The organism is Lysobacter sp. CCNWLW3, from assembly GCF_036697405.1.
GTDB lineage: Bacteria > Pseudomonadota > Gammaproteobacteria > Xanthomonadales > Xanthomonadaceae > Lysobacter.
In genome coordinates this window covers 25,940-50,841 of the sequence record NZ_JBAHWA010000014.1, presented here as the reverse complement: position 1 = coordinate 50,841, position 24,902 = coordinate 25,940, and the positions used below count along the sequence as shown (strand labels likewise).

Annotated in this window: 28 protein-coding genes; 13 read left to right on the top strand and 15 right to left on the bottom strand. The window is 69.1% G+C overall.

Annotation, left to right across the window (positions count from 1 at the left end):
- The 6 genes from V1318_RS17450 to V1318_RS17425 form a co-directional block, all read right to left on the bottom strand.
- Window positions 1–2,211: a hypothetical protein gene (locus V1318_RS17450; RefSeq protein WP_332941012.1), complete on the bottom strand. Its 2,211-nt coding sequence runs from the start codon at window positions 2,209–2,211 to the stop codon at window positions 1–3.
- Entirely contained in the window at window positions 2,208–2,579 is a 372-nt protein-coding gene (locus tag V1318_RS17445; RefSeq protein WP_332941011.1) for a hypothetical protein, read from the bottom strand. Before V1318_RS17445 ends, V1318_RS17450 begins: the two co-directional genes overlap by 4 nt.
- 117 nt (window positions 2,580–2,696) lie before the next feature.
- Window positions 2,697–3,365, bottom strand: coding sequence for a hypothetical protein (locus tag V1318_RS17440; RefSeq protein ID WP_332941010.1), 669 nt, complete (start codon window positions 3,363–3,365; stop codon window positions 2,697–2,699).
- A gap of 213 nt (window positions 3,366–3,578) precedes the next feature.
- Entirely contained in the window at window positions 3,579–4,064 is a 486-nt protein-coding gene (locus V1318_RS17435; protein WP_332941009.1) for a hypothetical protein, read from the bottom strand.
- Window positions 4,065–4,309: 245 nt separating this feature from the next.
- Window positions 4,310–5,413, bottom strand: a complete 1,104-nt coding sequence (locus tag V1318_RS17430; RefSeq protein WP_332941008.1) for a hypothetical protein — start codon at window positions 5,411–5,413, stop codon at window positions 4,310–4,312.
- Window positions 5,414–5,572: 159 nt separating this feature from the next.
- Window positions 5,573–5,839, bottom strand: a complete 267-nt coding sequence (locus tag V1318_RS17425; protein WP_332941007.1) for a DksA/TraR family C4-type zinc finger protein — start codon at window positions 5,837–5,839, stop codon at window positions 5,573–5,575.
- 426 nt (window positions 5,840–6,265) lie between these two features.
- Here V1318_RS17425 and V1318_RS17420 point away from each other — a divergent pair, with 426 nt between their 5' ends.
- The 3 genes from V1318_RS17420 to V1318_RS17410 are packed head-to-tail and all read left to right on the top strand — an operon-like array spanning window position 6,266 to window position 8,870.
- Window positions 6,266–6,790 carry a hypothetical protein gene (locus V1318_RS17420; RefSeq protein WP_332941006.1) on the top strand — a complete coding sequence of 175 codons (525 nt, stop codon included), beginning with the start codon at window positions 6,266–6,268 and terminating at the stop codon, window positions 6,788–6,790.
- A gap of 12 nt (window positions 6,791–6,802) precedes the next feature.
- A complete protein-coding gene (locus V1318_RS17415; RefSeq protein ID WP_332941005.1) occupies window positions 6,803–8,260 on the top strand; it encodes a DUF2235 domain-containing protein in 1,458 nt (485 codons plus the stop codon).
- A 22-nt stretch (window positions 8,261–8,282) separates the two neighbouring features.
- Window positions 8,283–8,870, top strand: a complete 588-nt coding sequence (locus V1318_RS17410) for a hypothetical protein (protein WP_332941004.1) — start codon at window positions 8,283–8,285, stop codon at window positions 8,868–8,870.
- A gap of 45 nt (window positions 8,871–8,915) precedes the next feature.
- Here V1318_RS17410 and V1318_RS17405 read toward each other — a convergent pair whose 3' ends face one another.
- The gene (locus V1318_RS17405) at window positions 8,916–9,533 is read right to left on the bottom strand and encodes a glutathione S-transferase (protein WP_332941003.1); all 618 of its coding nucleotides are present in this window, start codon (window positions 9,531–9,533) and stop codon (window positions 8,916–8,918) included.
- Between the two features lie 26 nt (window positions 9,534–9,559).
- The gene (locus V1318_RS17400; protein WP_332941002.1) at window positions 9,560–11,002 is read right to left on the bottom strand and encodes a M20/M25/M40 family metallo-hydrolase; all 1,443 of its coding nucleotides are present in this window, start codon (window positions 11,000–11,002) and stop codon (window positions 9,560–9,562) included.
- Window positions 11,003–11,117: 115 nt separating this feature from the next.
- On the opposite strand from V1318_RS17400, the gene V1318_RS17395 reads away from it, so the two are divergent.
- From V1318_RS17395 to V1318_RS17385, 3 genes are all read left to right on the top strand, one after another.
- Window positions 11,118–11,594, top strand: coding sequence for an Lrp/AsnC family transcriptional regulator (locus V1318_RS17395; RefSeq protein WP_332941001.1), 477 nt, complete (start codon window positions 11,118–11,120; stop codon window positions 11,592–11,594).
- A 113-nt stretch (window positions 11,595–11,707) separates the two neighbouring features.
- Entirely contained in the window at window positions 11,708–12,784 is a 1,077-nt protein-coding gene (locus tag V1318_RS17390; RefSeq protein WP_332941000.1) for a pyridoxal-phosphate dependent enzyme, read from the top strand.
- A 182-nt stretch (window positions 12,785–12,966) separates the two neighbouring features.
- On the top strand, window positions 12,967–13,476 hold the full coding sequence (locus V1318_RS17385) for a hypothetical protein (RefSeq protein ID WP_332940999.1): 510 nt from the start codon (window positions 12,967–12,969) through the stop codon (window positions 13,474–13,476).
- 69 nt (window positions 13,477–13,545) lie between these two features.
- Here V1318_RS17385 and V1318_RS17380 read toward each other — a convergent pair whose 3' ends face one another.
- Window positions 13,546–14,481, bottom strand: coding sequence for a lipase family protein (locus V1318_RS17380; protein ID WP_332940998.1), 936 nt, complete (start codon window positions 14,479–14,481; stop codon window positions 13,546–13,548).
- A gap of 94 nt (window positions 14,482–14,575) precedes the next feature.
- A complete protein-coding gene (locus V1318_RS17375; protein WP_332940997.1) occupies window positions 14,576–15,439 on the bottom strand; it encodes a restriction endonuclease in 864 nt (287 codons plus the stop codon).
- Window positions 15,440–15,626: 187 nt separating this feature from the next.
- Between V1318_RS17375 and V1318_RS17370 the strand changes: the two genes are divergently transcribed.
- Window positions 15,627–16,457, top strand: a complete 831-nt coding sequence (locus V1318_RS17370; RefSeq protein WP_332940996.1) for an alpha/beta hydrolase — start codon at window positions 15,627–15,629, stop codon at window positions 16,455–16,457.
- Window positions 16,458–16,470: 13 nt separating this feature from the next.
- Here V1318_RS17370 and V1318_RS17365 read toward each other — a convergent pair whose 3' ends face one another.
- The gene (locus V1318_RS17365) at window positions 16,471–17,931 is read right to left on the bottom strand and encodes a hypothetical protein (RefSeq protein WP_332940994.1); all 1,461 of its coding nucleotides are present in this window, start codon (window positions 17,929–17,931) and stop codon (window positions 16,471–16,473) included.
- On the opposite strand from V1318_RS17365, the gene V1318_RS17360 reads away from it, so the two are divergent.
- The 3 genes from V1318_RS17360 to V1318_RS17350 all read left to right on the top strand — a co-directional run bounded on the left by V1318_RS17360 (window position 17,930) and on the right by V1318_RS17350 (window position 20,768).
- On the top strand, window positions 17,930–18,064 hold the full coding sequence (locus tag V1318_RS17360; RefSeq protein WP_332940993.1) for a hypothetical protein: 135 nt from the start codon (window positions 17,930–17,932) through the stop codon (window positions 18,062–18,064). The two genes, V1318_RS17365 and V1318_RS17360, sit on opposite strands and share 2 nt — an antisense overlap.
- Window positions 18,065–18,259: 195 nt before the next feature.
- The gene (locus V1318_RS17355) at window positions 18,260–19,435 is read left to right on the top strand and encodes a hypothetical protein (protein WP_332940992.1); all 1,176 of its coding nucleotides are present in this window, start codon (window positions 18,260–18,262) and stop codon (window positions 19,433–19,435) included.
- Between the two features lie 220 nt (window positions 19,436–19,655).
- A complete protein-coding gene (locus tag V1318_RS17350) occupies window positions 19,656–20,768 on the top strand; it encodes an alpha/beta hydrolase (protein ID WP_332940991.1) in 1,113 nt (370 codons plus the stop codon).
- A 48-nt stretch (window positions 20,769–20,816) separates the two neighbouring features.
- On the opposite strand, the gene V1318_RS17345 is transcribed toward V1318_RS17350, so the two are convergent.
- The 3 genes from V1318_RS17345 to V1318_RS17335 form a co-directional block, all read right to left on the bottom strand.
- Window positions 20,817–21,176, bottom strand: coding sequence for a hypothetical protein (locus tag V1318_RS17345; RefSeq protein ID WP_332940990.1), 360 nt, complete (start codon window positions 21,174–21,176; stop codon window positions 20,817–20,819).
- An 11-nt stretch (window positions 21,177–21,187) separates the two neighbouring features.
- The gene (locus V1318_RS17340) at window positions 21,188–21,595 is read right to left on the bottom strand and encodes a hypothetical protein (RefSeq protein WP_332940989.1); all 408 of its coding nucleotides are present in this window, start codon (window positions 21,593–21,595) and stop codon (window positions 21,188–21,190) included.
- A gap of 136 nt (window positions 21,596–21,731) precedes the next feature.
- Window positions 21,732–22,151, bottom strand: coding sequence for a helix-turn-helix domain-containing protein (locus tag V1318_RS17335; RefSeq protein WP_343224032.1), 420 nt, complete (start codon window positions 22,149–22,151; stop codon window positions 21,732–21,734).
- A gap of 69 nt (window positions 22,152–22,220) precedes the next feature.
- Between V1318_RS17335 and V1318_RS17330 the strand changes: the two genes are divergently transcribed.
- On the top strand, window positions 22,221–23,072 hold the full coding sequence (locus V1318_RS17330) for a class I SAM-dependent methyltransferase (protein WP_332940988.1): 852 nt from the start codon (window positions 22,221–22,223) through the stop codon (window positions 23,070–23,072).
- Window positions 23,073–23,143: 71 nt separating this feature from the next.
- Here V1318_RS17330 and V1318_RS17325 read toward each other — a convergent pair whose 3' ends face one another.
- Window positions 23,144–24,064, bottom strand: coding sequence for a M14 family metallocarboxypeptidase (locus tag V1318_RS17325; RefSeq protein ID WP_332940987.1), 921 nt, complete (start codon window positions 24,062–24,064; stop codon window positions 23,144–23,146).
- Between the two features lie 151 nt (window positions 24,065–24,215).
- On the opposite strand from V1318_RS17325, the gene V1318_RS17320 reads away from it, so the two are divergent.
- Window positions 24,216–24,446: a DUF4287 domain-containing protein gene (locus V1318_RS17320; RefSeq protein ID WP_332940986.1), complete on the top strand. Its 231-nt coding sequence runs from the start codon at window positions 24,216–24,218 to the stop codon at window positions 24,444–24,446.
- A gap of 99 nt (window positions 24,447–24,545) precedes the next feature.
- On the top strand, window positions 24,546–24,896 hold the full coding sequence (locus tag V1318_RS17315; RefSeq protein WP_332940985.1) for a hypothetical protein: 351 nt from the start codon (window positions 24,546–24,548) through the stop codon (window positions 24,894–24,896).
- Window positions 24,897–24,902: the final 6 nt, after the last annotated feature.

Here is a 24,902-nt window from a genome sequence, read left to right as displayed (position 1 = left end):
CTAATTGTGGAAGGCTTCGAACTTCACCGTAACGGCCTCGCCCGAACCGGCGCCGACCATGACCAGATAGTACTTGCCGGGCCGGATCGGCCCCGAGTACAGGTCCGAGCAGATCGCCAGGGCCTTGGACAAGGCGCGGCCGCTCGCATCGAACAATTGATAGCCCGGCGACTTGCCGTCGTACGGGTCGCCTATGCAGCTCATCTGGTGCGATAGCACGAACAGGTCGCCGACGTCCGGCTTGGCGATGTCGATCAGGTAGGTCGTACGTTGCCCGGCCTCGACCGCCACCGTGCGCGTATGGCCGTTCGCCAAGGCGACGGCCCGATCCATATCGGGCGTCCAACGCGCCTGGAAGAACTCGGCCGGGCCGGTCCTGCGCGCCGCCGTCTCGGCCGGCGCGCCGATCCGGCCCAGCGCCTGCGAACCCAATTGATGCGAGCGCAGGAAGCCGCGCTCGCCGGTGACCGCCAGGTCGAAGGCGCAGGCATCGAGCAGGAACGCGGCGACGCCCGCGCCGATGCAGGCCTCGCGCGCCTGCGCGAGGGCCGCGGGCGACGGTGCCGCGGGCGCCCGCGGGAAGTCGCGCAGGTCGTAGCTGGCCGCGTCGCGGCCGGGCGCGTAGTCGAACAGCGATTCCTGCGCGGCGATGCGCCAGCTCTGCACGAAACCGTCGATCCCGATCGCGTCGGGCTGGACCAGGGGAACCCCGGAGCGCGGCACGAAATCGTGGCGCGGATCGTCGTCGGCGCGCCCGATCAATCCCGCGTCCGCGGCCGTGTCGATGCCGCGCATCACCCGGTAGTCGACATCCATCCAACTGCCGTGAGGAATCACGCGCAGCGTGCTGCCGTCGGCCCACATCACCGCGACCACGTCCGGCCGCGCCTGCGCGCCCCACACGCCCAGCGCGTGGCCCCCGCTGAGATCGTGCTGGACGAAACCGCCCTGCCACCGCAAGGGTTGCCCGTCCACGCGCACGCCGTCGGCATAGACGCCGATACGGCGCGCGCCGGCCCGCACCGCCACCGCGGTGACCGCCGCCACCGAGGCGCTGCCGTGCCAGGGTTCCTGGCGCACCTGGATCTGGGCGTCGCGCGCGCTGCGCAACAGCCAGAACTCGCCGGCGCGCTGGGTGCTGAAGACCGCGCCGCTGGGCGCGATGTAGTGCGGCTCGCCGACCACGCCGCCGCCGTGCTGGGTGCCATGGGCGTCGGCGCCGCCACCCGCCGGCGTCGGTCCGGTCGGCGCCACGCCGGACGGCGCGGGCGGCTTCGCGGCATCCGGCTTGCGGCAAGTGTCGATCGCATCGTTGCGGCGGGGCGTGGGCGTCGGACTGCCGTTGGACGAGGGCCGCAGGCAGACCTGGTCGTATAGCGCCAGCCGTTCCAAAAGCGCGTCCTGCTGCTGTCGCAGCGCTGCGCGCCGGGCCGGATCGTCGGCGCCGCCCTGCTCCCCGCACCAGGCCGCGATCGCCTGCTGCGTCTGCGCCAGTTCGCTCTCGGCGCTGTCGCGACGTTCGGCGATGCCGCGCAAGGCCTCGTCGATGTTGTCGCGGGTTTCCTGCTTGTACTTGTCCGGATCGGCGCGCATCCGCGACGACCAGCCGGTCGCGCCCAGGTGCTGCAGGAATTCGTCGATGCCCGGCGCGCCGGCCTGGGCCATGGCCTTGAGCTGGCCGGTGTAGGACGGCCGGAACGCCAGATACCCGTCGGCGGCGTCCTTCAGGGTCGGATAGGAGGGGAAGCACACCGTCACCGCCTGCATGGACTGACCGTTCTCGATCCAGCACGGCGTGGCTATCGGCGACTTCAATGCCTCGGCCTTGGATGCGGCCAAGGGCTTGGCCTGATTGCTCACCTTGCAGTTGACGATGGTGGTCTGCGCGCAGCCCGGCTTCGGGTCTTGCTGCACGTTCCAAAGATTGTTGCCGGACTTGACCGTGTGATTGCCGGCCGGATCGACCTTGCCCCCGAGGCTTTCGGCGCGCGCCTGGCCGGCGATATAGGTCCACAGCACCGGCCCCAGGCCCCCGACATTGTTGCGGATCAGCGGCTCGGTGACGTTGCGGGCAAAGCCTTCGTTGATCTTGCGCAGCGGGTCGCCGGCCGCGCGCGGCGACGGACATTGCACCTGCGCGTAAGCGGGCACGCAGGCCAGCGCCAGTATCGCCGGCAGCAGCCTGCGCGCGATGACCGGCCCCGCGCTCACGGCGCCGCTCCGCTGCCCGCTACCGTTTCGCGACCGTCGCGGCCGATGTAGCGCGATGGTGCGGACGGCGGATACCACCAGCGCTCGGTGCTGCCGTCGGGCCAGCGCTGCTCCAGCACCGCATCGCCGTTGCGGTACAGCGCCTTGCTCAGCGACAGCGCGCCCGGATCGGGCTTCAAGGCCACCCGCAAGGCGTCGCCCTGCGGCCAGCCGGGCACCAGCGGCGCGCTGGCCGGGTCCGAGGCTGCGAGCACGGAACTCGATGCGGAAGCAGGCGAGTCGGCCTGCCGCGATGCCGACCCGCGCCACCACCAGTATCCCAGCAGCCCCAGCAGCGCGATCAGCGCCAGCGCGAATGCCTTCTTCACGGCCTCACTCCCTGTGATGACGGGCCGGCAGCCCGCGCCGCGCCGTTCCCGGCGCCACCGATCACCAACGCAGCACGCGCGGCAATCAGGACAAGAGGGGCCCGCGATTCGCCCGGCTTATTTCGTTCCCAAGGCCAGGGCCGAGCCGGTGAAGGGCACCGCCGCCTTGTAGCCGGCGGGTATCGGCGCCGAGGTGCCGGCGGCGGTGCCGAACTGGGTCACGCCCGCGCCCAGGATCTGGGCCAGGTCGTAACGGCGGCCGCCGAACTCGAAGGCGCGGCTTTCCAGCAGCCAGGCCGAGAACACGTTCGACGCCAGCACCGGCGCCTGGGCGGGCCCGATGCCCTGCTCCACCGTGGTGCCCACGACCATGCCGGTCCGCCGCAAGGTCGCGACGCGCTCGCCCAGCGCGAACGAGGCAGGATCGTCGAAGCTCGCCGCCGGTTCGCGCTGCAGATAGATGGAGAACTCGCCGACCGGATCCAGGCCCAGGTTCAAGGCGCCGTTGATCACGCTGCCGGCCTCGAACGGCCGCGCCGCGAAAGTGAAATGCGCCGTGGTCTCGCCCTGCGCGCCGTCGAACAAGGGCGCGTCGATGCCGGACAGATGCAGGAAATAGCCGAAGTCGGCCAGGCTGTTGTCGTCGGCCAGGTAGAAACGGCCGGTCGCGTACCACGCCAGTTCGCCTGGCATAAGACGCTGGGAACGCGCTTCGGCGCGGCGCGGGGGCCGCGCGGGGCGGCGGCGGCCGGCGCTGCGCGCGCCGGGATGACGGGGTGGGTTCATGTGGTGACGGCTCCAACTGGCGCACCCGATAGTAAGCGGCAAGCTTGCCGCGGCGCCACCTGGCGGCAGACATGCAGGTGGTGCGAGAACGGCTCCGTATAGGAACACCAGGCAGCGAGCGCGCTTCTCAGGTCAACGGTCGATCAGCATCGACGGTCCGTCCCCGCTCAGGCGGCGGACAGCACAAATCTCGAACCCGCTTGCTCGAACGCGTCAGCGCCGCAGCGCGCGCTTGGCGAAAACCACGCAGATCACGCCGAACAGCATATGCGCGAGCACGCTCCAGGCGATCCAATCGAGGTGCTTCAACGAGGGCGTGGCGTTGACCCGCGACAGCGGCAGGACCACGAAATTCATCACCAGGTACAGGGCCACGCCGTAGGGGATGCCGTAGGCCCAGGCACGCGACACCAGGCCGGTATAGCGGCGTGCGACCAGGGTGTAGACCAACACGAACATCGTCGCCATGAACAGGTGCAGCAGCACGCCGAGCCCGGCCGCCTGCAGGCCACCGTCGAAACTGGCCGGGCCGAGCACGCCTACCGCGATGGTCTGGAACAGACGCACCGTGCCGGGACCATCCCAACCGAACCACAGCGTGGCGGCGAACGCCATGTCGCCCAGGGCCACGAGCAGACCGCCCAACAGGACCTGCGCCCAGTCGGGCGAGCGCGAGGCGTGATCGAGGCTGGAGGACATGCCGGAACTCCCCGCGTTCGGATGGTGGCCGGATCATAGGCGGCGTTCGCCGCATCCGTATGTGCCGAAGGCCTGGGTTCGCCGATGCGCGGACCCGCAACAGGAGCGAGCACCGGACCTCCGGCCCGTCGGCGGCGGCCCGCGCAGGAAGCCGATCGCCGCTACACCCGGTTATCGACAGGCAGCCTTACATGGGCGCGACGACCCGGGTCCTTCGGCCGGCCGTCGGCACTGTCCGGAACGGCTCACTTGGCAAAACGGTCGCCGGAGGTCGCGTCGCGGGCGGAATCGCTCAAGGCATAGACGCATTCGAAGAACGGCTCGACTTCCTCCCAGGAGCGATCGCTCCGATACGCCCTCAACAACTGGCGACCCAGGTCCACCACATCGGGATCGTCTTGCAGATGCGCCTCCAGCGCGCCGCGGCTGTCCGCCTGCGCATGCAGGTCGTGGTCCTGGCGGTTGTAGGCGTGGAACTCGACGATCAGGCCGGGCGCGTCCACCTGGGCCCCCGCTATCGCGCACGAACGCGATGGCACCGCGCTGGCGCGCTCCACATGTCCCTCCGCGAAGCTGTCCTGCAGCGTATGCAGAATGCTGCCGAAGGCCATGTCGCGGATGTGTTGACGCAATCCGGGGCTACCCAGGGTGTACAGGTCCTGCAGGTACCAGTCGGTGCGCCCGAAACGGCTTCGTATCGTCTCGTTGGGCACTTCTTTCAAGCGGGTTTCGAGGCGATATTCGCCGCGCATCACGCGCCAGTTGAATTCGGCCCAATCGAGCATCAGCTCCTGCGTTTTCGCGGCGCCGACGCCATCCGCGGACGCCATGGCATGCAGGAACTGCAGATCGCCGAAATGGGTGCGATACAGCATCGCCGAACGCGACTGGGCATCGAATACGGCGCCCGCTCCGGCCCGATCGTTGGCGTCGTCGAAAAGCTGGTACCAGCAATAGGGCTGGGTCTGGAAACGGATGGTTTGCGTCACTTTGCAGTGCGTGCCCTTGCCTTCGCCACTGCTGATGCGAAACGGGGGATCGTCGTTCCAGCGTACCCCCGCCAGCACTCCTGCCGGCGCACGCGTGCTGTCCAGGCCGTCGCAGATGTTGCCGTCGCAACCGTAGATGCGGTTGGTGATTTCCTCGTGTACCGGCTCGCCGAAGGCTTTCAATCCGAAGCCGGCGGCGCTGCGCTCCAAACTCGATATCCAACTGCCCTGCACCCCGCTGAGCCGCCGCTCTTCGGCGGTACCGGTCGGCGACAGCTTGTGCGCATCCACCGTCGCTGCTGCTGCGGCCACCACCAACAGCACCAGGACCGACGCCCTCGCGTACTTGTTACGACCCATGTTTTCCCCCTGTATTCGCGGCGCCATCCTGATATGGCCAGATCGACCAGACAGCCCGGACACCGCCTTCCATGCTTGGATGGACAGGTATTCAGACTATCACCGCGAAAGTTCGGGGCCTTGCTGCAGCGCGGAAAGGCGGCGTCGCACTCCCGCGCCTCAGCGCAGCTGGCTGTCCTTGCTGCCGCGGCGGTTGTAGCCGCCGACCGCGCCCTGCTCGCGGTCGTGCGCTTCCTGGCAGCTCACGCACAGGCGCACGCCCGGGATCGCCTTGCGCCGGGCTTCGGGTATGGGCGTGTCGCATTCTTCGCAGCGCTCCAGGCCGGGGCCCTGCGGGAGTTGGTCGCGGGCGCGCTTGATCGCGTCCTTGATGGTGGCGTCGATCTGGTCCTGCACGGCGCCGTCGCCTGCCCAGCCGGTTGCCATGGCCGCCTCCGGGTGCGGTGGAAGGGAGAAACAGCATAGCCGAGCGAAGCTGAGCGCCGCACGACCCTGCGACCCGTTCTCCGACCCGCCGCCACGGGAACGCAAGCGGACCTGCGTCTCCTCCCACGATACGCCGGCGTGTGTCCGCAGCGTGCCTGCGCTACCATCGGGCGATGCTGCCGGCGATGGACCGCGGCGACGGTCTCCAGGGGAGGGGGAATGGATCCAATACCAGGCCAGGGCACCGCGTCCCGCCCAGGCGGACGCGAACGCGCCCGCGGCCGCCACGACGGTCCCGCTCCGGACCGCGAACCGCCCCGCGCCGCCCGCCGCCGCGCCCACGCTCCACCCCTTCGTTCGCGCCTGGCCGTCCTGGCTCGCGCGCTCGCGCTTTCCGTCCTATTCGCAACAGGATGCCAACCCGCCATGTCCACCCAACCTGCCTACGTCGCGCCCAACAAGACCGACGCCAGCCGGCCGCTGACCTTCGCCCAGCACGATTTCGGCGCCGCGGCCTACGACACCTTCGGCTGCAGCGTGCTCTACAACGGCGAGTACGCCCTGCGCGACTCCGACGAGACCAAGACGCCGTCCTCGGCCTCGCTGGGCAACGACTACCGTAAGTACATCGCCGCGCCCTGGGCCGCGATCCGCAACTTCCCCGGGCCCGCGCAGCTGAGCTGGCGGTCCAAGGACGGCAGCGCGCACGAGGCCACGATCGACATCCCCGGCCTGTTCGAGGATCGGGTGATCCGCCATAACGTGCCCAGCGCCGAACTCGCAGGCGCCGGCGTGATCGCCGAGGATCCCGAGATCCTGATCGAGGTCAACGACCGCACCGTCAACGTCTACATGCGCGCCATGGTCCATACCCGCGAGCTGCAGATCCCCGGCAACAAACACAGCGACTTCCGCAACGATCCGGTCCTGGTGTTCAGCCATACGTACTAAAGGAGTAGTGCGATGACGGACGACAAGAAGAAAAAAGGCCCGGACGGCGTAAGCACCTACCCCGCCGACGCCCACGACCTGGCCAGCTACGACCAGGCCAGTCAGGCGCTGTCGCGGCTGTCCACGCCGGTGCTGCTGCACAGCTCGAACCCGCACGAACGGCTGTTCATCGCCGCTTTCGACGGCACCGGCAACAGCATGCTCAAGGATGCGCCGACCAATCACACCAACATCGCCGATGTGGTGCGCCAGACCGCGGCCGCCAACAGCCGCGGCATGTCCAACATCCGCGTGGACTATGTCGAAGGCCCGGGCACCCAGGACAACGCGCTCAAGGGCGGCCTGGACAGCATGAGCGGCAGCTCCTACGACGACCGCATCGAAGAGATGTACGTGCGCCTCACCGCCCAGAGCAAGAAGTGGCTGGCCGAAGATCCGGACGCGCAGATTCGCGTGGTCAGCGTCGGCTTCAGCCGCGGCGCCGAGCAGGCCGCCGGTTTCACCCGCCTGGTCGACGAGCGCGGCATCCACGACCCCAAGGGGCGCGTGGAAGACCGCAACCTGTTCGGCCATCTCAAGGAAGTGCGCTACACCGGCGAGGCGCTGGTGCCGCCGCACGAAGTGCCGCAGGCCGTGGCCCTGTTCGATCCGGTCGGCACCGGCGAGCCGCGCAAGCACGACCGCCGCCAGCCGCCCTCGGTGCTGTCGGGCTTCCAGATCACCGCCGAGGACGAGCGCCGCAACCTGTTCAAGTCCACCAGCGTGCTGGACCCGGGCGTCAGCGAGAACGGGCGTTTCCTCAACGTCACCGTCGGCGGCGCACACAGCGACATCGGCGGCAGTTACGCGCTCAACGGCCTGTCGGTGCGCAGCGGCAACCTGATGGTCGACTACCTCAATTCGCTCAGCGACCAGCCGTTCCTGGCCAAGCGCGCCCTGCCCTCGGCGCCGGAAATGAACGTCGTCCACCGCTCCGAAGAGCATCAGTGGTTCTACCGCACCTCCGATTTCGACAAGGACGGCCAGCGCGACCGCATGACCCGGCTCACGCCGGACAAGCGCGTGTCCGACCCGCACAACAACGAGCCGCGCGACGAGGACATGAACGGGCGCTTCCCGCAGCGTCCGGTCGCGATCGGCCCGCTGCCGCCGGAGCGGCCCTCGCCGGAGCCGCGCCTGACCGCCGATCCCGCGCCGATCGCCGCCGACCCCCGCGCGCTGTTCCAGCGCCTGGGCCAGGCCGCGGTGAACGGCGACGTCGACGGCGCGCGCGCGGTCGGCGGCAGCTTCCTGGCGTCCGAGCAGGGCCAGCAGCTGCAGCGCCGCGGCGGCGAACAGGCGCAGGCCGCCGCCGCGCCGCCCGAACAACGCCAGCAGGACAAGCCGGCCGACCCGACGACGCCCACGCCGCCCACGTTGCCGCCGAACGGCCACGACGGCCCCGAACGCCGCATGACGCCGCGGCTCTGACAGCAGGACGAGAAAGCGCAAGATGGAGAAACAGGATCTGGAGTTGTTCGCCGTCCAGTTGATGGGCGTCGCCAAGATGTTCGAGGTGGTCTGCGACAAGGCCACCGAACGCTTCACCCAAAGCGCGACCGAACTCAAGCGCACCGCCGATGTCTGGGAGACCAACGCCCAGCTGCTGACCCGCGATCTGGTCGCCAGCGTCGGCGAGCAGACCCGCGAGGCCATCGAGCAGGGCGTGGGCTCGGCCTCGGTGCAGTACGGCCAGCAGTTGCAGAACACCGCCGCGGCACTGCGCGAAGTCTCGCGCAACGCCGAAAAAACCTTGCAGCAGCTGGACGAGCAGCGCCGCGAACTCAAGCGCGAACAGAAGTCGCTGATCTGGACCGGCCTGATCGGCCTGGGCCTGGGCGCCATGCTCGCCGCCGGCGGCGCCGGCTACCTGATCTGGCAGAGCGGCCGCGAAGTCAAACGCGCCGAATTCGCCAGCGACATCCTGAGCGCGACCAAGTCCGGCGCGCTCAGCCGCTGCGGCCAGGCCTTGTGCGCGCGCGTGGACGCGAACGCCAAGCGCTACGGGCCCAAGGGCGAATACCTGCTGCTGGAGCAGTGATCGCACAGGGCGGCGCCCGGCGGCCGCCCTGTTCCCGCGCAGGGCTCAGTCCTGGGTTTCGCCCGACAGCGGCGTCGCCCGCATCGAGGGCCGCGCCTGGAACGCATCGAACCAGCCGCTCAGGCGCGGGCGCCCGGCGCGGAAGTCCGGCAGGGAGCGGAACTCCAGCCAGCCCAGCACCGTCGCCAGGGCGATATGGCCGATGTGGATCGGGCCGTCGGTATCCAGCTCGCTTTCCAGCCAGTCGTAGCTGGCCACCAGCTTGCCGGTGTAGCCCTCGCGCAGGGCCGGATAGCGCAGCGCCTGCGGCCGGCGCACCGTCTCCCAGCGCACCTTGATGCCGGCATCGCCCAGGCCCTGCGCGATCGACTGCAGGCGCAGCGCCTGCCAGCGCGCTTCGCCCTGGTCGGGAATCAGGCGCGGTCCTTCGTGCAGCGTGTCCAGATAAGCGCAGATCACGTCGGAGTCGAACAGGGCCGGCAGGCCCGGACGCAGCAGCACCGGCACCTTGCCCAGCGGGTTGGCGGCGTAGACCTCCTCGTTGCGCAAGGTCGGACTGGTCTCGTGGTGCACGACCTCGATGCGATCGGCGATGCCGGCTTCGTGCGCGAACACCAGCGCTTTGCGCGCGTACGGGGAATGGGTCTGGTAGAGCAGTTTCATGGCAGGACTCCGAGGGAAGAACGAACTTATGCGTGAGCGGCCGATGCCGCGCCGTCGGCCTGGGCCAGGCGCGCATCGTGCAGCAGTTGCGCGACCACGGCGGTGATGCGTTGCGCGGTCGGCAGGTGCAGGAATTCGTTGGGGCCGTGCGCGTTCGACTGCGGGCCGAGCACGCCGGTGACCACGAACTGCGCGGCCGGGAAACGCTGGCCCAGCATCGCCAGGAACGGTATTCCGCCGCCTCCGCCGATCAGGGCCAGGCCGGCGCCGAAGCTGGTCTGCGAGGCCCGCTCCAGGCTCGCGCCCAGCCAGGGCGCGGTCTCCGGCGCGTGCCAACCCTGCGAGACCATGTCGATGCGGAACACGACTTCGCTGGCGTAAGGCGGCTGCGATTCCAGCAGCGCTTTCAGTCGCAGCGCCGCGGCCTGCGCGTCCAGCGTGGGCGGCAAGCGCAGGCTCAGCTTCAGGCCGATCGCCGGCTGCATCACCGCGGCGGCATCGGCCACCACGGGCAGGCCGTCCAGTCCGGTGACCGCCAACTGCGGTCGCCAGGCGCGATTGAGCACCACTTCGGCGGGATCGGCGTGGACCGGACGCAGGCCGGCGCTCAGCGGCAGCTGCGCGTGCAGGCCGTCGCCGAGCGCGCTGGCGGCGGCTTGCGCCTGCGCGCGTCGCGAGTCCGGGATCGGGGCGTGGAACTCGCCCGCGATCTCGCCGCTGTCGGCATCCTCCAAACGCGAGAGCAGACGCCGCGCGATCCGGAACGAGGACGCCACCACGCCCGAGGCATCGCCCGAATGCACGCCCTGCTCCAGCACGCGCACGCTCAGCGTACCGGCGACCTGACCGCGCAGCGAGGTCGTCAGCCATAGTTGCTCGTAGTTGCCGCAGCCGGCATCCAGCGCCATCACCACCGCCGGCGTGCCCAGTCTCGGCGCCAGGTGCTCGACGTAGTACGGCAGATCGCCGCTGCCGGACTCTTCGCAGGCCTCGATCAGGATCGCGCAGGGCGCATGCGCCAGGCCCTGCGCATGCAAGGCCTGGATCGCCAGAATCGCGGCGAACAGCGCATAGCCGTCGTCGGCGCCGCCGCGGCCGTAGAGCCGTTCGCCTTCCAGCGACGGCGTCCAGGCTTCGCGGCCCTGGCTCCAGCCCGGCATCGGCGGCTGCTTGTCCAAGTGTCCGTAGATCAACACCGGCGCGTCGCCCTCACCCGGAATGTCGATGTAGATCACCGGCGTGCGTCCCGGCAGCGTCACCACCTCCACGCGCGCGCCCGCCACCTCGGCCAGGCGTTCGCGCGCCCAGTCGGTCATCAGCGCCACCGCGCGCCGCATATGCCCGCGCTCGGCCCAGTCGGGCTCGAACGCCGGCGATTGGCAGGGAATGGCGATGTACTCGCTCAGCACCGGCAGCAGGTCGTCCTGCCAGCGGCGCGCGATGAAACTGTGCAATGCGGAAAAATCCATGGCCCGGGTCTGTGATTTGGAGCTAGCATCCTAGGAGCGCACTCTCGCGGTTTGGCCGCGAACCAATGCGGTCCCGCGCTTTTTTTCCGCGTTGCATGCAAGTTCCGGAACCCGTATGTCCTTAGACCGATTCGACCGCCAGCTCCTCAACCTGGTCCAGGAAGACGCCGACCAAACCGCCGAACGGCTGGCCGAACAGGTGTTCCTGTCGCCGTCGGCGGTGCAGCGCCGGCTGCGCCGCCTGCGCGAGCAAGGCGTGATCGTGCGCGACGCGGCGGTGGTCGATCCCAGGAAGGTCGGGCGCCCGACCTTCTTCGTGGTCTCGCTGCAGGTCGAACGCGAGCGCCCCGAACTGCTGGCCCAGCTGCGGCAATGGCTGGCGGCGCAGGAGCACGTGCAACAGGCCTTCTACGTGACCGGCGAGGCCGACTTCGTCCTGGTCATCACCGCGCCCGACACCGAGACCTACGACACGCTGATGGCGCGCCTGGTCGGCGACAACCCCAACGTGAAGCGTTTCACCACCAATGTCGCGCTGGGCGTGGTCAAGCGCGGGCTCACGATTCCGATTCCGCTGGACGAAGACGAATGAAACGGCGGCGCGCCGACGGATTTGCGCGCCCGCGGCCGCTCGCGCGCGTTTTTCCCGCATCCGCAGCCGCATAACGCGGCCGGGATGCAGCTACGATGCGACAGACTGCCGGCATGAACCCGACCACCGACGCCGCGCACTGGAACATCGCCGACCTCTGGGACGATTACCGCCCCACCCCGCTGATCGCCCTGCCCGTCCTCGCGCGCCGCGCCGGCGTCGCGCAGGTGCTGGTCAAGTGCGAGGGCGAACGGCCGCTGGGCAACTTCAAGGCCTTGGGCGGCATGTACGCGGGCTTGCGCGCCCTCGCGCGCGCGGTCGGCGTCGCCTCGCTGCGCGAACTGGAAGCGCGCCGCGACGCGGCCCGCGGCCACCGCCTGCTCTGCGCCAGCGACGGCAACCACGGCCTGGCCGTGGCCGCCGCGGCCACACGCGTCGGCGCCGCCGCCTCGGTCTACCTGCCCGCCGATATCGACGCCGGTCGCGCCCGTCGCATCGCGCGTCTGGGCGCCGAGGTCGTGCGCGTGCACGGCACCTACGACGACGCCGTCGATGCCGCGCAGGCCGCGGCGCTGCGCGGCGCGGGGATGCTGATCGCCGACACCGGCGCCGATCCCGCCGATCCGGTGGTAGGCGATGTCATGGCCGGTTACGGCCTGCTCACCCGCGAGGTGCGTGCGCAACTGCACGAGCACGGCGACGGCCGGCTCACACATGTCTTCGTACAGGCCGGCGTCGGCGGGCTCGCCGCCGCGATCGCCGAGGGCCTGCACCAATGCATGTCCGGGCCGGGCCACCTGTGGGTGGTCGAGCCCGCGGCGGCGGCCTGCGTCGCCCGCGCCCTGTCCGAAGGCCGTCCTGTGCGCATCCCCGGCGACCTCCACACCGCCGCGCAGATGCTGTCCTGCGGCCTGGCCTCGGCGCCGGCGCTGGCGATCCTGAAACGCCATGGCGCCGGCTCGGTACTCGTCAGCGAAACCCAATTGCACGCCGCGCCGCAGGCACTGCGCGACGCGAGCGGCCCTAGCGCCACGCCTTCCGGCGCGGCGGGCGTGGCGGGATTGCTGGCCGCTGCCGACGACGCCGCGTTGCGGATCGCGCACGGCCTCGACCAGCGCAGCCGGGTGCTGCTGATCGTCACCGAGCGCATTGCGCCCGATCGCGGTTTGCGACCGGCAGCACAGTACTGAGCGAAGCGTCGGACGATTCGGTCACCGGCGTTTTGCACCAATAGCAGGCACGCACGGGCGCGGACCCGCGCGATCACGATTTCCGACTCGATTGGCCCTTTCGACCGCACACAAATTGGCTCTCCTAGCGGCGCGGCCGGCGGCCTAAGGTCCGTCCTGCCCACCACAAGGAGGTACCCACGATGAAAACCCGCACTTTCCGCCCGGCCCCGCTGTCGACGCTCGCCGCCGCCACGCTGATCGCTCTGTGCTCGTCCACCACCGCCATCGCCGGCGACGCGCACCACGTCGGCATGGACTGGAACGACAACGTCATCACCCGCCTGTGCGCGCGCCAGTTCGAGGTCGCCCAACGCATGGACATGGAGTCCTTCCGCGACTACGACGCCGAGACCTTCCGCGCCGTGCACGACGAACGCGCGATCACCGTGTTCGGCAGCGGCGCGACCCGCATCGGCATCGATGCGATCATGGCCACCTTCGCCAGCCACTTCGCCGATCGCGAAGCGCAGTGGAGCTGGACCGAGCGCTACCGCGTGGTCGACGGCTGCAGCTCGGCCTTCATCCTGTACGAAACCGTCTACGAGATTCCGCGCATCGGCTTCCGCTCGCGCGCGCTGACCGGCGTGACCTACACCTACGACCGCGGCAAATGGCTGGCCATCGCCGATCAGGGCACGCCGCTGCCCTGATCGCTCCCCTGCAGCAGGTTTCGCAGCAGGGGCGGCGGCGAGGCCGCCCTTGCTGCGCAGCCGTTTCCGTCAGCGCAGGTTGCTCTCGAAGGCCATGTAGCCGCCGATCCGATCGGCCCAGCGCACGTCCGCTCCCGCCGGCGGCAGGGTGCTCACCATGGTCAACGACGCGTCCACATAATCGGCGAAGGTGCCGGCCCATTGCTGCGGATCCAGGGGCAAGGCATGGCCCAACACCGTGGTCAAGTTGACGATGGAATGGCGCGACAGTTCGTGCGGGTACCACTCGCCCTGGACGTAGAAGGCGGTGCGGAAGCCGGTGCCGACCGCGTCGTAACCGAAATCCGAGGGCGGCAGCGAAGGCACGTAATCCCAGTAGTTGTAGACGCGGATGCTGGCGCTGGCCGCGATGGCGCCGTTGTAGGCCGCCTGCCAGCTGCTGGTGCCGACCATCGGGCTGGAGAAGTTGATGTTGGTCGAGGCGATGGGCTGGCTGATCGCCAGATCCAGCGAGAACAACTGGCTCAGCGCGGCGCCCAGGCTGTGCCCGGTGACATAGACCTGCTGCGGCTGGTACTGGTCGATCAGCGCGAACAACTGCTCGCGCATCGACTGGCTCATGCCGCCGCCCTTGCCGTCGTAGATGCCGTAGAAGCCCGAGGCCACGCGCGGCGCGGGACTGATGCCGCCGCGGCTGGGCACGAAGTCGCGGGTCAGGAAATGCACGTCCTCGTACGCGTCCATGTCCGAGTCGGTACCGCGGAAAGCGAAGATGAAGGTGCCGGGATCGTCGATGGCCTGGAACACCAGCCCGTAGTTCTCTTCGGACCCGGTGAACAGGAACGCGTCCCAGCCGGTCCAGGCATCGATCTGGTCGTAGCCCCGCGGCGAGGTGAACGGCGTGCCGCTGTAGTAGTCGTAAGCGGCCTTGGAGGCCTGCGCGAGCGCGATGGTGAGGTCGGCGTCGAGCACGGGCTGGCTGGCGATATTGAGATTCTGGTTCACGGCATCCGTCCTTGTGATGGGTGAGTCGGGGTGTGGGTGAATCGGTGGCGGCGGCACGAGCCTAAGACGAAACGCATTCGACAAAAACACCCGCCTACATTTCAGGTGTCGAGGCTTCGATCACCTTCATCGCCTCATCGGCCTTGCGCTGCGACTCGCGCCGTTCGGCTTCGGTTTGCGGCTTGGCAGGTTCCACGGGCTGCACCGCCTGTTCGGCGGGCCATTCCATGACGACAGGCGCGGATTCCGACACCGGTTGCGTCGGCGCGCTGGCCTCCGGCGACGGCGACGGCGGCGGTACGGGGCTGGCGCCCGCGCTCCATGCGGTGCGCCCCAGCAACAGGCGCACCAGCAAGACGAAAACCAGCGTGCCCACTATCGCCACGATCCACCAACCCGCGTTGTTCTGATGCGGAATCGGCCTGCTGCGCGGATGCATCGGCGTCCTCGGCGAAGGAGGCCCGGACAGGGCTGCTGCCGGATCGCCGCCCCAACCGGCATCGCGCCCCGAAGACGAGCCCTCGGTGTCGTCCGCCAGAATGCTCGCCGCCTCGAGCAACGGCGCCAGCATGGGTCGCAACGCCACGCCATCGATCAGCTGCACATGCCCCTGGCGTATCGCGGCGTCTTGTGCGGCGCGGGTGAACTCGCCGCTGGACACGAGTATCGCCCCGGTCGCTCCCTCGTTGACCATGATGCCCAGCAATTCGTGCACCGCGTTGTGGGTTACTTGCACAGCGTTCCAATGCTTGCATTGGACCAGGATGTAAGCATCGTCGCGGCGCAGCTTGAGATCGATACCGCCGTCGAAACGACGTGCCGTAGCGCCCGTGCCCACATGATCGACCTGGTAGCCCTGGCCCCTGTAGTACGCCGCCAGCAGCGCCTCGAACTGATCCCAGCGTATTCGGGACAAGGCATCGTGATGGCGCTGCACGACCGGTTTCAGTCTGCTCATGGGCCCTTCCCCGGACAGCATCCCTGCCTACCCGCGCGCCTACAGCCGCGCCCCCTTTCGCCCAGAATATCGCGCCGACGGACTCGTGCCGCAAGCCAGGCCAGGCGACGACCTGCCTTCCCGTGCGGCATGTCATCCCAGCGCCCGACCGCGCGTTCAAAGCCCAACGCCCCGGAACCTCAGCGCCATGCCCCCCAACCCGATCCGTCTGGCTGCGCTAACCCTGCTGCTCCTGACCGTCGCGTCGGTCCCCGCCGCGCCGCCCTCGGACGCCGACCCGCGCGACCGCGGCTACGGTCCCGACCCCGCCCAGCGCCTGGACGTGTATCGCCCGGCGCGCGCCCGCGGCGCGCCCATCGTGCTGATGGTCCACGGCGGCGGCTGGCGGATCGGCCGCAAGGACGCGCGCGGCGTGGTCGGCCACAAGGCCGCGCGCTATCTCGCCGACGGCAAGCTCTTCGTCTCGATCGACTATCGCCTGCTGCCGCAGGCCGACCCGCTGAGCCAGGCCGAGGACGTCGCGCGAGCCCTGGCCTACGTCCAAGGCGAAGCGCCGGCGTGGGGCGGCGACCCCGCGCGCGTGGTGCTGATGGGCCATTCCGCCGGCGCCCACCTGGTCGCCCTGCTCGCCGCGGCGCCGGATATCGCCGCCCGCCAGGGCGCCAAGCCCTGGCGCGGCACGGTGGCGCTGGACAGCGCCGCCTACGATGTCGACGCCTTGATGCGCCGCCCGCACCTGCCGCTGTACGACCAGGCCTTCGGCCGCGATCCCGCCTACTGGCGCCAGGCCTCGCCGACCCTGCGCCTGCGCAGCGCGCCGGCGCCGATGCTGCTGGTGTGCTCCAGCCAGCGCCGCCAATCCTGCGCGCAGGCGGAAGCATTCGCCGGCCGCGCCGCCGAACTCGGAGGGCGCGCCACCGTGCTGCCCGTGGATCTGAATCACGCCCAGATCAATGCCGATCTCGGTCTGCCGGGCGCCTACACGGACCAGGTGGAAACCTTCCTGCGATCCCTGTGATCTCGCGGCGCGCTCAGCGCGCCATCGCGATCGCCAGCACCAGCACCGACAGACGATTGACGTAGGCCGTCATCGTGTCGGCGACGCTGCCCCATCGCGGCGTGAACGCGTCGCAGGCGCCGCCCGGATTCGCCTGTTCGCCGAAACCCGATTCGACGATGGCGTCGGCATTGGCCAGGATCTGCGCGCGATAGGCCTGCAGCGGCATCGGGTTGGCGCGCCAGGCCTGCAGCAGATAGCGCATGAACACGCCCACGCCGGTCTGATAGTCGCCGTCGTCGTTGCCGGGCGACGGCGCGTCGTAGGGGCTCGCAGACGCGGTATCCAGCCAGGGCATCGGAAAATCGCCGGACACCGCGCCGTAGTTGCGCGGCTGGTAGGCGTTCTTGAACACGCCCTCGATCAGCCCCGGATACAGACCCAGCACCTTGGGCGTGACGCCTCCCGGCCAGGCCCCTTGCGCTTCGCGCAGCGCGCCCAGCAACAGGCCCTGGTCGCCGGTCCAGGCCAGGGTGCTGCGGTACATCGCATCCCAATAGAGCTGAGCGTTCGGCCCCACCGGCTGGAAGGTGGACACGCGCTCGCGCACCAGCGCGCCCGCGGGCAAGGCCATCAGCAGGGACTGATCGGCTTGCGGCGTGCCGACCATCCATTGATCGAACCAGACGATCTGTTCGGACCAGGCGCTCGCGCAGGCGGAGGCGTTCAGGGCGCTGGCGCGGAACACCGATGTGAACGCCGGATTCCGCGAGGCGCGGTGCAAGCGCAAGCTCAACAGCGCATACAGGCCGTTGGTGACCGTGTTCTGCACCGGATTGAGATAGCTGCGCCACCATTGGCTCTGCCGCGACGGCACCGGGTCCGGGTAGTCGTTCGCGGTGATCGGCGAATTCCACGCGCCGCCCGGCGTCCGACGCGGCATCATCCATGCATTGGGCGACGGCGACGGATTCGGACGGGTCTGGCCGATGCGCTTGCCGACGTTGGGCGCGCCGATGTTGTTCGGATGGCCGTCTGCGAACGGGCCCCAACCCGGCAGCTCGCGGAACGGATAGATCGCCGCGCCGGGCTGCAAGGACCAGCCGGGGCCGTACATATAGGCCCAGGCATTGATCGCGATCTTGAGGAAATCGTCGCGCCGCTGCGGCGCGAAGCCCTGCTCGGCCGCGCGCAAGGCGGCGATGCCGATCCAACCGAAGTCGTCCCACCAATTGCCGGCCTGGGTCGGATCCAGGGCGCCGATCGCGGCGTCGCCATAGGGCCGGCTGTCGACACCGCTGGCCGCGAAGTAGTCCAGGATGGTGTCCATGGCCCAGGCCGTGCGCCAGACGTTCTCGGCCGAGATCCAGCGCGGGTAGATCTCCTGTTCGAACAGCTGCCTGGCCTTGTCCCGGTAGGTCTGAACCTTGCCGTTCGCCGATGCCGCATCGGCTTGCGCCTGGTCCGTCCATCGACCTTCGTTGGTGGTGTTCATGTCCTCATCCCTGAGCCGTGTGGAAACGCATCGCTGGGTGGTGCGTGCGCGCAGCATAGTCCCGCCGTCGCTGCGGCAGGCACACCTGGGCTACCTGCTTTCGGTGATGGGCGACGGCGTCTCGGCGAGCTAGAAAGTGGGATTCGCCGGCGCCCGGCTTCCCTGCTCGAAACACTCTGGCGTCGCGCGCCGCCATGAGCGGCGGTTCCACCGCGACCGCCCCGCCCGGCATCGCCCATAGGTGCAATAGCCAAGCCCCCCGCCGGGGTCCAGCATCGCTGCGATCCGGCATTCGATGTGGTCGAAAGACACCCTGGGGAGGGCTCTCATGTTCCGCAGCACGCTAGATTTCGTCTCGCTCGCGCTTTCGGCCTCCGATCGCATGTCCGCCCGCGCCAGCGGATTCGCCTGCGCGCTCCTGCTGCCGGCCCTGGCCAGCCTGGCCCTGTTCGCGCCCGGCACCGCGCAGGCCCTGGATTGCGGCAGCAACAACGGCTACACCTGCCTGGGCACGGCCAGCCAATACGCGGGCGGATTCAGCCCCGGCGTGGGCAACGGCGGCTTCGGCGGCGGCAACTGCATCGCCACGCGCACGCCGGTGGTGTTCATCGCCGGCAACGGCGACAGTGCGATCAGTTTCGACATGCCGCCCGCCGCCGTCGCCGGTTACGCCACGCCGGCCCACTCGATCTACGACGAACTCAAGGCGCGCGGCTACAACGACTGCGAGCTGTTCGGCGTGACCTATCTGGATGCGGACGAACGCGCCGCGCCGCAGTACAACTACCACGAGCCGGCCAAGTACCAGATCCTCAAGACCTTCATCGACAAGGTGAAGACCTACACCGGCCGCAGCCAGGTCGATATCGTCGCCCACTCGCTGGGCTCGTCGATGAGCCTGGCCATGCTGCGCTACTACGGCTACCACGGCAGCGTGCGCCGCTTCGTCAACATCGGCGGCGGCCTGCGCGGCCTGCAGACCTGCCTGAGCACGGGCTATCAGTCGCCGTACGCCCCGACCTGCAACGCCGAGGCCTACGTCTTCCCCTACGACTACTACACCTTCGGCCTCTACCCGAGCACCGGCGTGGCCTACTACGGCTACAACCGCTGGACCGGCAGCGGCAGCAACAGCCTGCGCGCGATGCCGACCCTGCTCAGCACGATCTCGTTCTACACCATCACCGGCGGCCTCTACGACCAGGTCCATTGCTTCACCACCAGTTACTCGGGCGGCTGCAGCTCCGGCGCGCTGTTCAACGCGGCCGCCAACGTCAAGGCGCAGGTCGACATCGGCACCGGCAGCAGCGCTTATGCCTACGACTGGGACTGGTCGGACGGCAGCCCCTACAACGCCGGCGGCGGCGACACCAGCAACGGCGTCGGCCACTTCCGCTCCAAGAGCAACGCCGGTCGCATCGTCTACAACATGCTCGCGACCACCTGCACCACCGGCTGCGCGAACGGCTACGTGGGCGTGAACGGGCCTTCGGTGAATCGCTGACCGTCGCCGCCCGGGACGGTCGACCGCGGCCGGCTCGGGCGGCGCTGCACGCACCCCGCACTTCGGTCCCACCGCCAGCGCGCACGCGCAACCGTGCGCGCCTTCTCCGTATCCGTAGCCTTAACCGCACGGATACGAGCGTCCGGTCTTGCACCCGTCGCCTCGGTCCAGTACATCGTGCGGCCTCGCGTTTCGTTTCCACGCATTCGAAGGGCCGCTCATGAAACCACTGCCGCTGCTGTTCGCCTTGTCGCTGCTCCTGTGTCCCGCCGCCCAGGCGGCCGAATGCAAGGACACCTCCAAGTACGCCGACGCCCGCGTGGTCATTCAGGACCTGGGCCGCATCCTCAATCCCGACGGGGTGCAGGAAGCCTACGCGGTGAAGGCCGGCGGCATCGAGCAGTGGATCAACGTGCGCGGCCAGGACAAGGCCAATCCCTTGATCCTGTTCGTGCATGGCGGGCCGGCCTCGCCGCTGACGCCGACCCTGTGGCAGTTCCAGCGCCCGATCGAGGAATACTTCACCGTCGCCAACTGGGACCAGCGCGGCGCCGGCAAGACCTACACCCGGCAGGATCCGAACGGCTACGCCGACACCCTGCGCATCGAGCGCTACGTCGACGATGCCATCGAAGTGGCCGAGTACCTGCGCAAGCGCTACGGCAAACCCAAGTTGGTGCTGATGGGCCACAGTTGGGGCACCATCATCGGCATGCGCGCGGCCCTGAAGCGGCCGGACCTGTTCTACGCCTACATCGGCGTCGGCCAGGTCATCGACGTGCGCGAGAACGAGCGCATCAGCTTCGAGCACGGCATGCGCCAGGCCCAGGCCGAGGGCAACCTGGAGGCGATCAAGGAAATGCAGGCGATCGCGCCCTACCCCGGCGACCGGCCCATCACCCGCGAGCGCATCATCGCCGCGCGCAAATGGGCGCAGCATTACGGCGGCCTGACCGCCTACCGCGACAGCTCGACCTACTTCTACCGCGCACCGCTGCTGTCGCCGGAGTACGACGACTGCGACCGCGCCGCCGTCGACGAAGGCAACGTGTTCTCGCTGGGCCGCCTGCTGCCCGAATTCCTGACCGTCGACATGAGCCAGGTGCGCGAATTCCCGATCCCGGTGCTGATGTTCATGGGCCGCCACGACTACACCACGCCGTCGGAACCCACCGCCGCCTGGCTGGCCCAGCTCAAGGCGCCCTACAAGCGCGGCGTCTGGTTCGAGCACTCCTCGCACATGATGCCCTGGGAGGAGCCCGGCAAGCTGCTGACCAGCCTGCTCGACTATGTGCGGCCCTTGACCGCCGAAGGCGGCGGCGACAAGCGCTAGCGCCGACGTACGGCCGGCAGCCTTGGCGCAGGCGGGTCCGAATCCGTCCTAGAGAGCAGGGTCCTTGACGACGAAGACCAGGTTCAACCGGCGCTGGAATACGCGCTCGTAGCCCTCGTACGGCAGCGGCTGCGCCTTCAGCACCGCCGTCTCGATGGAACGCTTGCCGATGGCGTCGTATTCGCAGTCGGGCGTCGCCATCACGGACACGACGATGCCGCCCGGGAGTTGGGTCACCGCCAGCACGCAGCGCTGGCCTTCGGCCACCGATTCCGGCCGCGTCCAGCGCTCGAGGATGGCGCGCTGCACGGCCAGGCCGTATTCGCGGACCAGCGGGTCCCGCGACTCGGAGGCGCGCTCCTGCGCGGGGAGCGCGCCGGCGCTCAGACTCAGCAAGGCGGCCAGCATCCACGCAGATCTCATTGGCGCTTCACCGGCGGGCGGCGGCGATAAATGATGTAGGGCCAGAAGCCGCCCACCGCGAACGCGGCCACGGTACCGAACAGCGCCTTCAAGGCCGCGCCGATGCCGTCGGGTACCTTGAAGGCGCCCGACTGCGGGTCGTACCAGGTCAGGTAGAGCAGGCTCAGACCGAAGATCAGCATCGGCCCGCCGAGAAAGATCAGCGCGAACCAGCGCACGCCGGAACCGGCGCCGCCGTCGTGCAGCTTGCCGATCACGTCGGTGGTGGCGAAGTTCGCCTGGAAGGGATCGACGGTGGAACGCGCCGGCTCCATGGGCTCGGGCGCCGACGGCGCGACGGGCTGGTTCAGATCGACTTCCTGCGAGGGTGGCGCCAGCAACTGGTCCAGATTGGTGCGGGCCATGAGTTCTTGCAGTTTCGGATCCATTCCGGCCTCCCCGGGGCTCGAAATCTGGCGCATAGATAGCAGATGCCGCGAAACGGCGTCCAGCACGGTCGCAGTCCGCCGAGCATGCGGTTCCAGCCGGCGCGCTCCGGACCTAGGTCGGCTTCTTTCCGGGCCTGATGCCGCCGGACGCCGCCGCGCGCAGGATGCGGCGGAAGCTCGGGCATTCCATGTGACTGGGCGCACGACAGGCCGCTGCGTGGCGCAAGCCCTCGCGCAGCCCGCTGAGCTTGCGAATGGTCGCATCCAGCTCCTCTGCCTTGGCCAGCAGCTTGTGTCGGTCGATGCGCGGCTGGCCGTCCGCGGCGAACATCTGCGCGATCTCGTCCAAGGCGAAGCCGGCGGCCCGTCCTACCGCGATCAGCGCCAGCCGCTCCAGCACCGCCGGATCGTACTGACGGCGCAGGCCGTGCCTGCCGATCGGCGCGATCAGGCCTTTTTCCTCGTAGTAGCGCAGGGCCGACGCGGGTACGCCGGAGCGCCGCGCGACCTCGGCGATGTCCAACTCGCTCACGCCCTTGACCTCAAGTCGACTTGAAGTTGCACAGTGCGGTCTCCCTCATTCGAAGGCAAGCCCACCGCCATGAACGCCGACGCGCAGACCTCCCCCAACACCGCCGGCCTGTGGAACGGCCCCGCCGGGCACGCCTGGGTCGAGTCCCAGGCCTTGCTCGACCGCCTGTTCCTGCCGTTCCAGGAACTGCTGATCGCGGAGATCGCTATCGGTTCCGCAAGCCGGGTGCTCGATATCGGTTGCGGCACGGGGGCGGTCTCGCTGGCGGCCTCGCGGCGGCTGGGCGCGCAAGGCCGCTGCCTGGGCATCGACATTTCGGAACCGATGATCGCGATGGCGCGCGTGCGCGCCGAGCAGGAAGCTTCGTCGGCGCGCTACGTCGTCGCCGACGCGCAGACCTACGATTTCGAACCCGGCGGCTTCGACCTGTTGCTGTCGCGCTTCGGCGTGATGTTCTTCGACGACCCGGTCGCGGCCCACGCCAACCTGCGCCGCGCTACCGGCCCCGGCGCCGAACTGCGCTGCATCGCCTGGCGCGGCGCCGCCGAGAACCCGTTCATGACCGTCGCCGAACGCGCCGCGGCGCCGCTGCTGCCCGAACTGCCGGCGCGGCGCGCCGACGGCCCCGGGCAATTCGCCTTCGCCGACGCTGAGCGCGTGCGCAACATCCTCCAGGACAGCGGCTGGACCGGCATCGACATCGCGCCGATCGATGTGGACTGCGCCCTGCCCGAGCGCGAGCTGGTCCCCTATCTCAGCCGCCTCGGCCCGGTCGGCCTCAGCCTGCGCGGCGCGGACGAGCCGACGCGCACGCGGGTGATCGAAACCGTGCGTAACGCGTTCGAGCCCTATGTGTACGGCGGCACGGTGCGATTCACCGCGGCCTGCTGGATGCTCAGGGCCAGGGCGGCCGGGGCCTGACGCCGCCGGCGGCCGGCGCCGAAAAAAGGCCGCTCGATGAGCGGCCTTCGCGTGAATTCGCCCAGCGGCGATCAGGGATGCGCCAGGGCGTAATCGATCGCCGCGCACACGGCGGTGGCCTGCGCGGTGTTGCACTGCTCGGGCGTGGCGCGCGGGCTGTCCGGATAGACCTCGGTGGTGGTGCGGTAACGCGCGTCGGTGACGCCGGCACACAGGCCCAGCGGCCGCAGCGCATAGTGGATGACGCCCGGCGCGACCACCGTCGAGCCGATGATTTCGCCCTTGTCGTCGGCCGGCGCGATATGGGTGACCTGGGCCACCGCCGCGATCACCGCCTGCTGGAAGGCCGGCTGCGGAGCCTGCGTGTCGTCGACCAGATAGAAGCCGTCGGGGATTTCGCCGGGCTCGAAGGGCTTGCCGTCGCGCGCGGCCAGCGCCGGGCGGAACTCGGATTCGTCGCTGTCGGTGGTTTCGTGCAGGTCGATGTGCACCAGCACGCTCTCGCTCACCGGGGCGACCAGGCGCATCAGCGCGGCCGACTCCGGTGCCGGGCTGTCTTCGCGGAAGGAGCGGTTCGGGTCGATCGCCTGCGGGTTCCAGCGGTGGATGCGCTCGTAGGCCCAGGGGCTGATGCAGGGCGCGATCAGCAGGTTGGCGCGGCCGGCGTAGTCGGCGGCATGGCGCTCGACGAATTCCAGCGCGCCGTGCACGCCGCTGGTCTCGTAACCGTGCACGCCGCCGGTGACCAGAGCGGTGGGCAGGCCGTCCTGCCAGTCCCGGCTCTTGATCGCGAACAGCGGATAACTGTCGGGCGCATAGTCCAGGCGGCCGTACTCGATCACGTCGAAGCGCGAACGCAGCGCATCGATCTTGCTCAGCACATCGGCTTCGTAGCTGCGATGACGGACCTGTCGCGAGCGCCACTCGGCGACTTCCGCGGCCCCCCAAGCCTGACCGGGGGTACCGATGGGATAGAAAGCTGTGGCGGTCATCGCGTCGCTCGCTCCGAGGCTGGCTGAAGGGATCCGGATTTTAACATCCGCCCCTTCGAAAATTTTTTCACCGGGCTTGTCGATTCCGCCCGCCTTGGTTCGTCGCCCTGGGTAAGAGCGCCGCTCATCCGCCCACTCAGGAGCCCCATCCATGTCCTTCCAGGCCTATCTCGACAACATCCAGACCAAGACCGGCAAGACCCCGTCCGACTTCCGCGCCCTGGCCGCCAAAAAGGGATTGGCGGGCCCCAAGGGCCTGCAGCCCGGTGTGAAGCCGGGCGACGTCATTGCCTGGCTGAAGCAGGACTTCGATCTGGGCCATGGCCATTCGATGGCGATCGTGGCCTTGCTGAAGGGCATGAAGAAAGAGGGCGACAAGTAAGGCGCATGCGCCTCGGTCGGCCCGGTCGGCCGAGGTTTTCACTTCCGCAGGCTGGGCCTGGGTCCACCCTGTTTCCACACCCCCAAGAAGGAGTAAGCGATGAAGAACTATCTGGCGATATTTACCGGCTCGGCGGCCTCGATGGACGCCTGGAAGACCCTGGACGAAGCCACGCGCGCGGCGCGCGAGAAGGCCGGCATGCAGGCCTGGGAGGAGTGGGCGACGCGCAACGCCAGCGTCATCGTCGATCACGGCGCGCCCTTGGGCAAAACCAAGCGCGTCACCAGCGAGGGCATCGCGGACATCCGCAACGCCATGGCCGCCTACAGCGTGGTGCGCGCCGATTCGCAGGAAGCCGCCGCCAAACTGTTCGAGAACCATCCGCACTTCGCGATCTTCCCGGGAGACGGCGTCGAGGTGATGGAGTGCCTGCCGATTCCGGGCATGTGAAGCGTC

Excerpts from the sequence above, each read along its gene's own strand:
- V1318_RS17440 (WP_332941010.1), bottom strand. The coding sequence starts at position 3,365 with ATGAACCCACCCCGTCATCCCGGCGCGCGCAGCGCCGGCCGCCGCCGC.
- V1318_RS17435 (WP_332941009.1), bottom strand. The coding sequence starts at position 4,064 with ATGTCCTCCAGCCTCGATCACGCCTCGCGCTCGCCCGACTGGGCGCAG.
- V1318_RS17430 (WP_332941008.1), bottom strand. The coding sequence starts at position 5,413 with ATGGGTCGTAACAAGTACGCGAGGGCGTCGGTCCTGGTGCTGTTGGTG.
- V1318_RS17425 (WP_332941007.1), bottom strand. The coding sequence starts at position 5,839 with ATGGCAACCGGCTGGGCAGGCGACGGCGCCGTGCAGGACCAGATCGAC.
- V1318_RS17420 (WP_332941006.1), top strand. The coding sequence starts at position 6,266 with ATGTCCACCCAACCTGCCTACGTCGCGCCCAACAAGACCGACGCCAGC.
- V1318_RS17415 (WP_332941005.1), top strand. The coding sequence starts at position 6,803 with ATGACGGACGACAAGAAGAAAAAAGGCCCGGACGGCGTAAGCACCTAC.
- V1318_RS17410 (WP_332941004.1), top strand. The coding sequence starts at position 8,283 with ATGGAGAAACAGGATCTGGAGTTGTTCGCCGTCCAGTTGATGGGCGTC.
- V1318_RS17405 (WP_332941003.1), bottom strand. The coding sequence starts at position 9,533 with ATGAAACTGCTCTACCAGACCCATTCCCCGTACGCGCGCAAAGCGCTG.
- V1318_RS17400 (WP_332941002.1), bottom strand. The coding sequence starts at position 11,002 with ATGGATTTTTCCGCATTGCACAGTTTCATCGCGCGCCGCTGGCAGGAC.
- V1318_RS17395 (WP_332941001.1), top strand. The coding sequence starts at position 11,118 with ATGTCCTTAGACCGATTCGACCGCCAGCTCCTCAACCTGGTCCAGGAA.
- V1318_RS17390 (WP_332941000.1), top strand. The coding sequence starts at position 11,708 with ATGAACCCGACCACCGACGCCGCGCACTGGAACATCGCCGACCTCTGG.
- V1318_RS17385 (WP_332940999.1), top strand. The coding sequence starts at position 12,967 with ATGAAAACCCGCACTTTCCGCCCGGCCCCGCTGTCGACGCTCGCCGCC.
- V1318_RS17375 (WP_332940997.1), bottom strand. The coding sequence starts at position 15,439 with ATGAGCAGACTGAAACCGGTCGTGCAGCGCCATCACGATGCCTTGTCC.
- V1318_RS17370 (WP_332940996.1), top strand. The coding sequence starts at position 15,627 with ATGCCCCCCAACCCGATCCGTCTGGCTGCGCTAACCCTGCTGCTCCTG.
- V1318_RS17360 (WP_332940993.1), top strand. The coding sequence starts at position 17,930 with ATGTCCTCATCCCTGAGCCGTGTGGAAACGCATCGCTGGGTGGTGCGT.
- V1318_RS17365 (WP_332940994.1), bottom strand. The coding sequence starts at position 17,931 with ATGAACACCACCAACGAAGGTCGATGGACGGACCAGGCGCAAGCCGAT.
- V1318_RS17355 (WP_332940992.1), top strand. The coding sequence starts at position 18,260 with ATGTTCCGCAGCACGCTAGATTTCGTCTCGCTCGCGCTTTCGGCCTCC.
- V1318_RS17350 (WP_332940991.1), top strand. The coding sequence starts at position 19,656 with ATGAAACCACTGCCGCTGCTGTTCGCCTTGTCGCTGCTCCTGTGTCCC.
- V1318_RS17345 (WP_332940990.1), bottom strand. The coding sequence starts at position 21,176 with ATGCTGGCCGCCTTGCTGAGTCTGAGCGCCGGCGCGCTCCCCGCGCAG.
- V1318_RS17340 (WP_332940989.1), bottom strand. The coding sequence starts at position 21,595 with ATGGCCCGCACCAATCTGGACCAGTTGCTGGCGCCACCCTCGCAGGAA.
- V1318_RS17330 (WP_332940988.1), top strand. The coding sequence starts at position 22,221 with ATGAACGCCGACGCGCAGACCTCCCCCAACACCGCCGGCCTGTGGAAC.
- V1318_RS17325 (WP_332940987.1), bottom strand. The coding sequence starts at position 24,064 with ATGACCGCCACAGCTTTCTATCCCATCGGTACCCCCGGTCAGGCTTGG.
- V1318_RS17320 (WP_332940986.1), top strand. The coding sequence starts at position 24,216 with ATGTCCTTCCAGGCCTATCTCGACAACATCCAGACCAAGACCGGCAAG.
- V1318_RS17315 (WP_332940985.1), top strand. The coding sequence starts at position 24,546 with ATGAAGAACTATCTGGCGATATTTACCGGCTCGGCGGCCTCGATGGAC.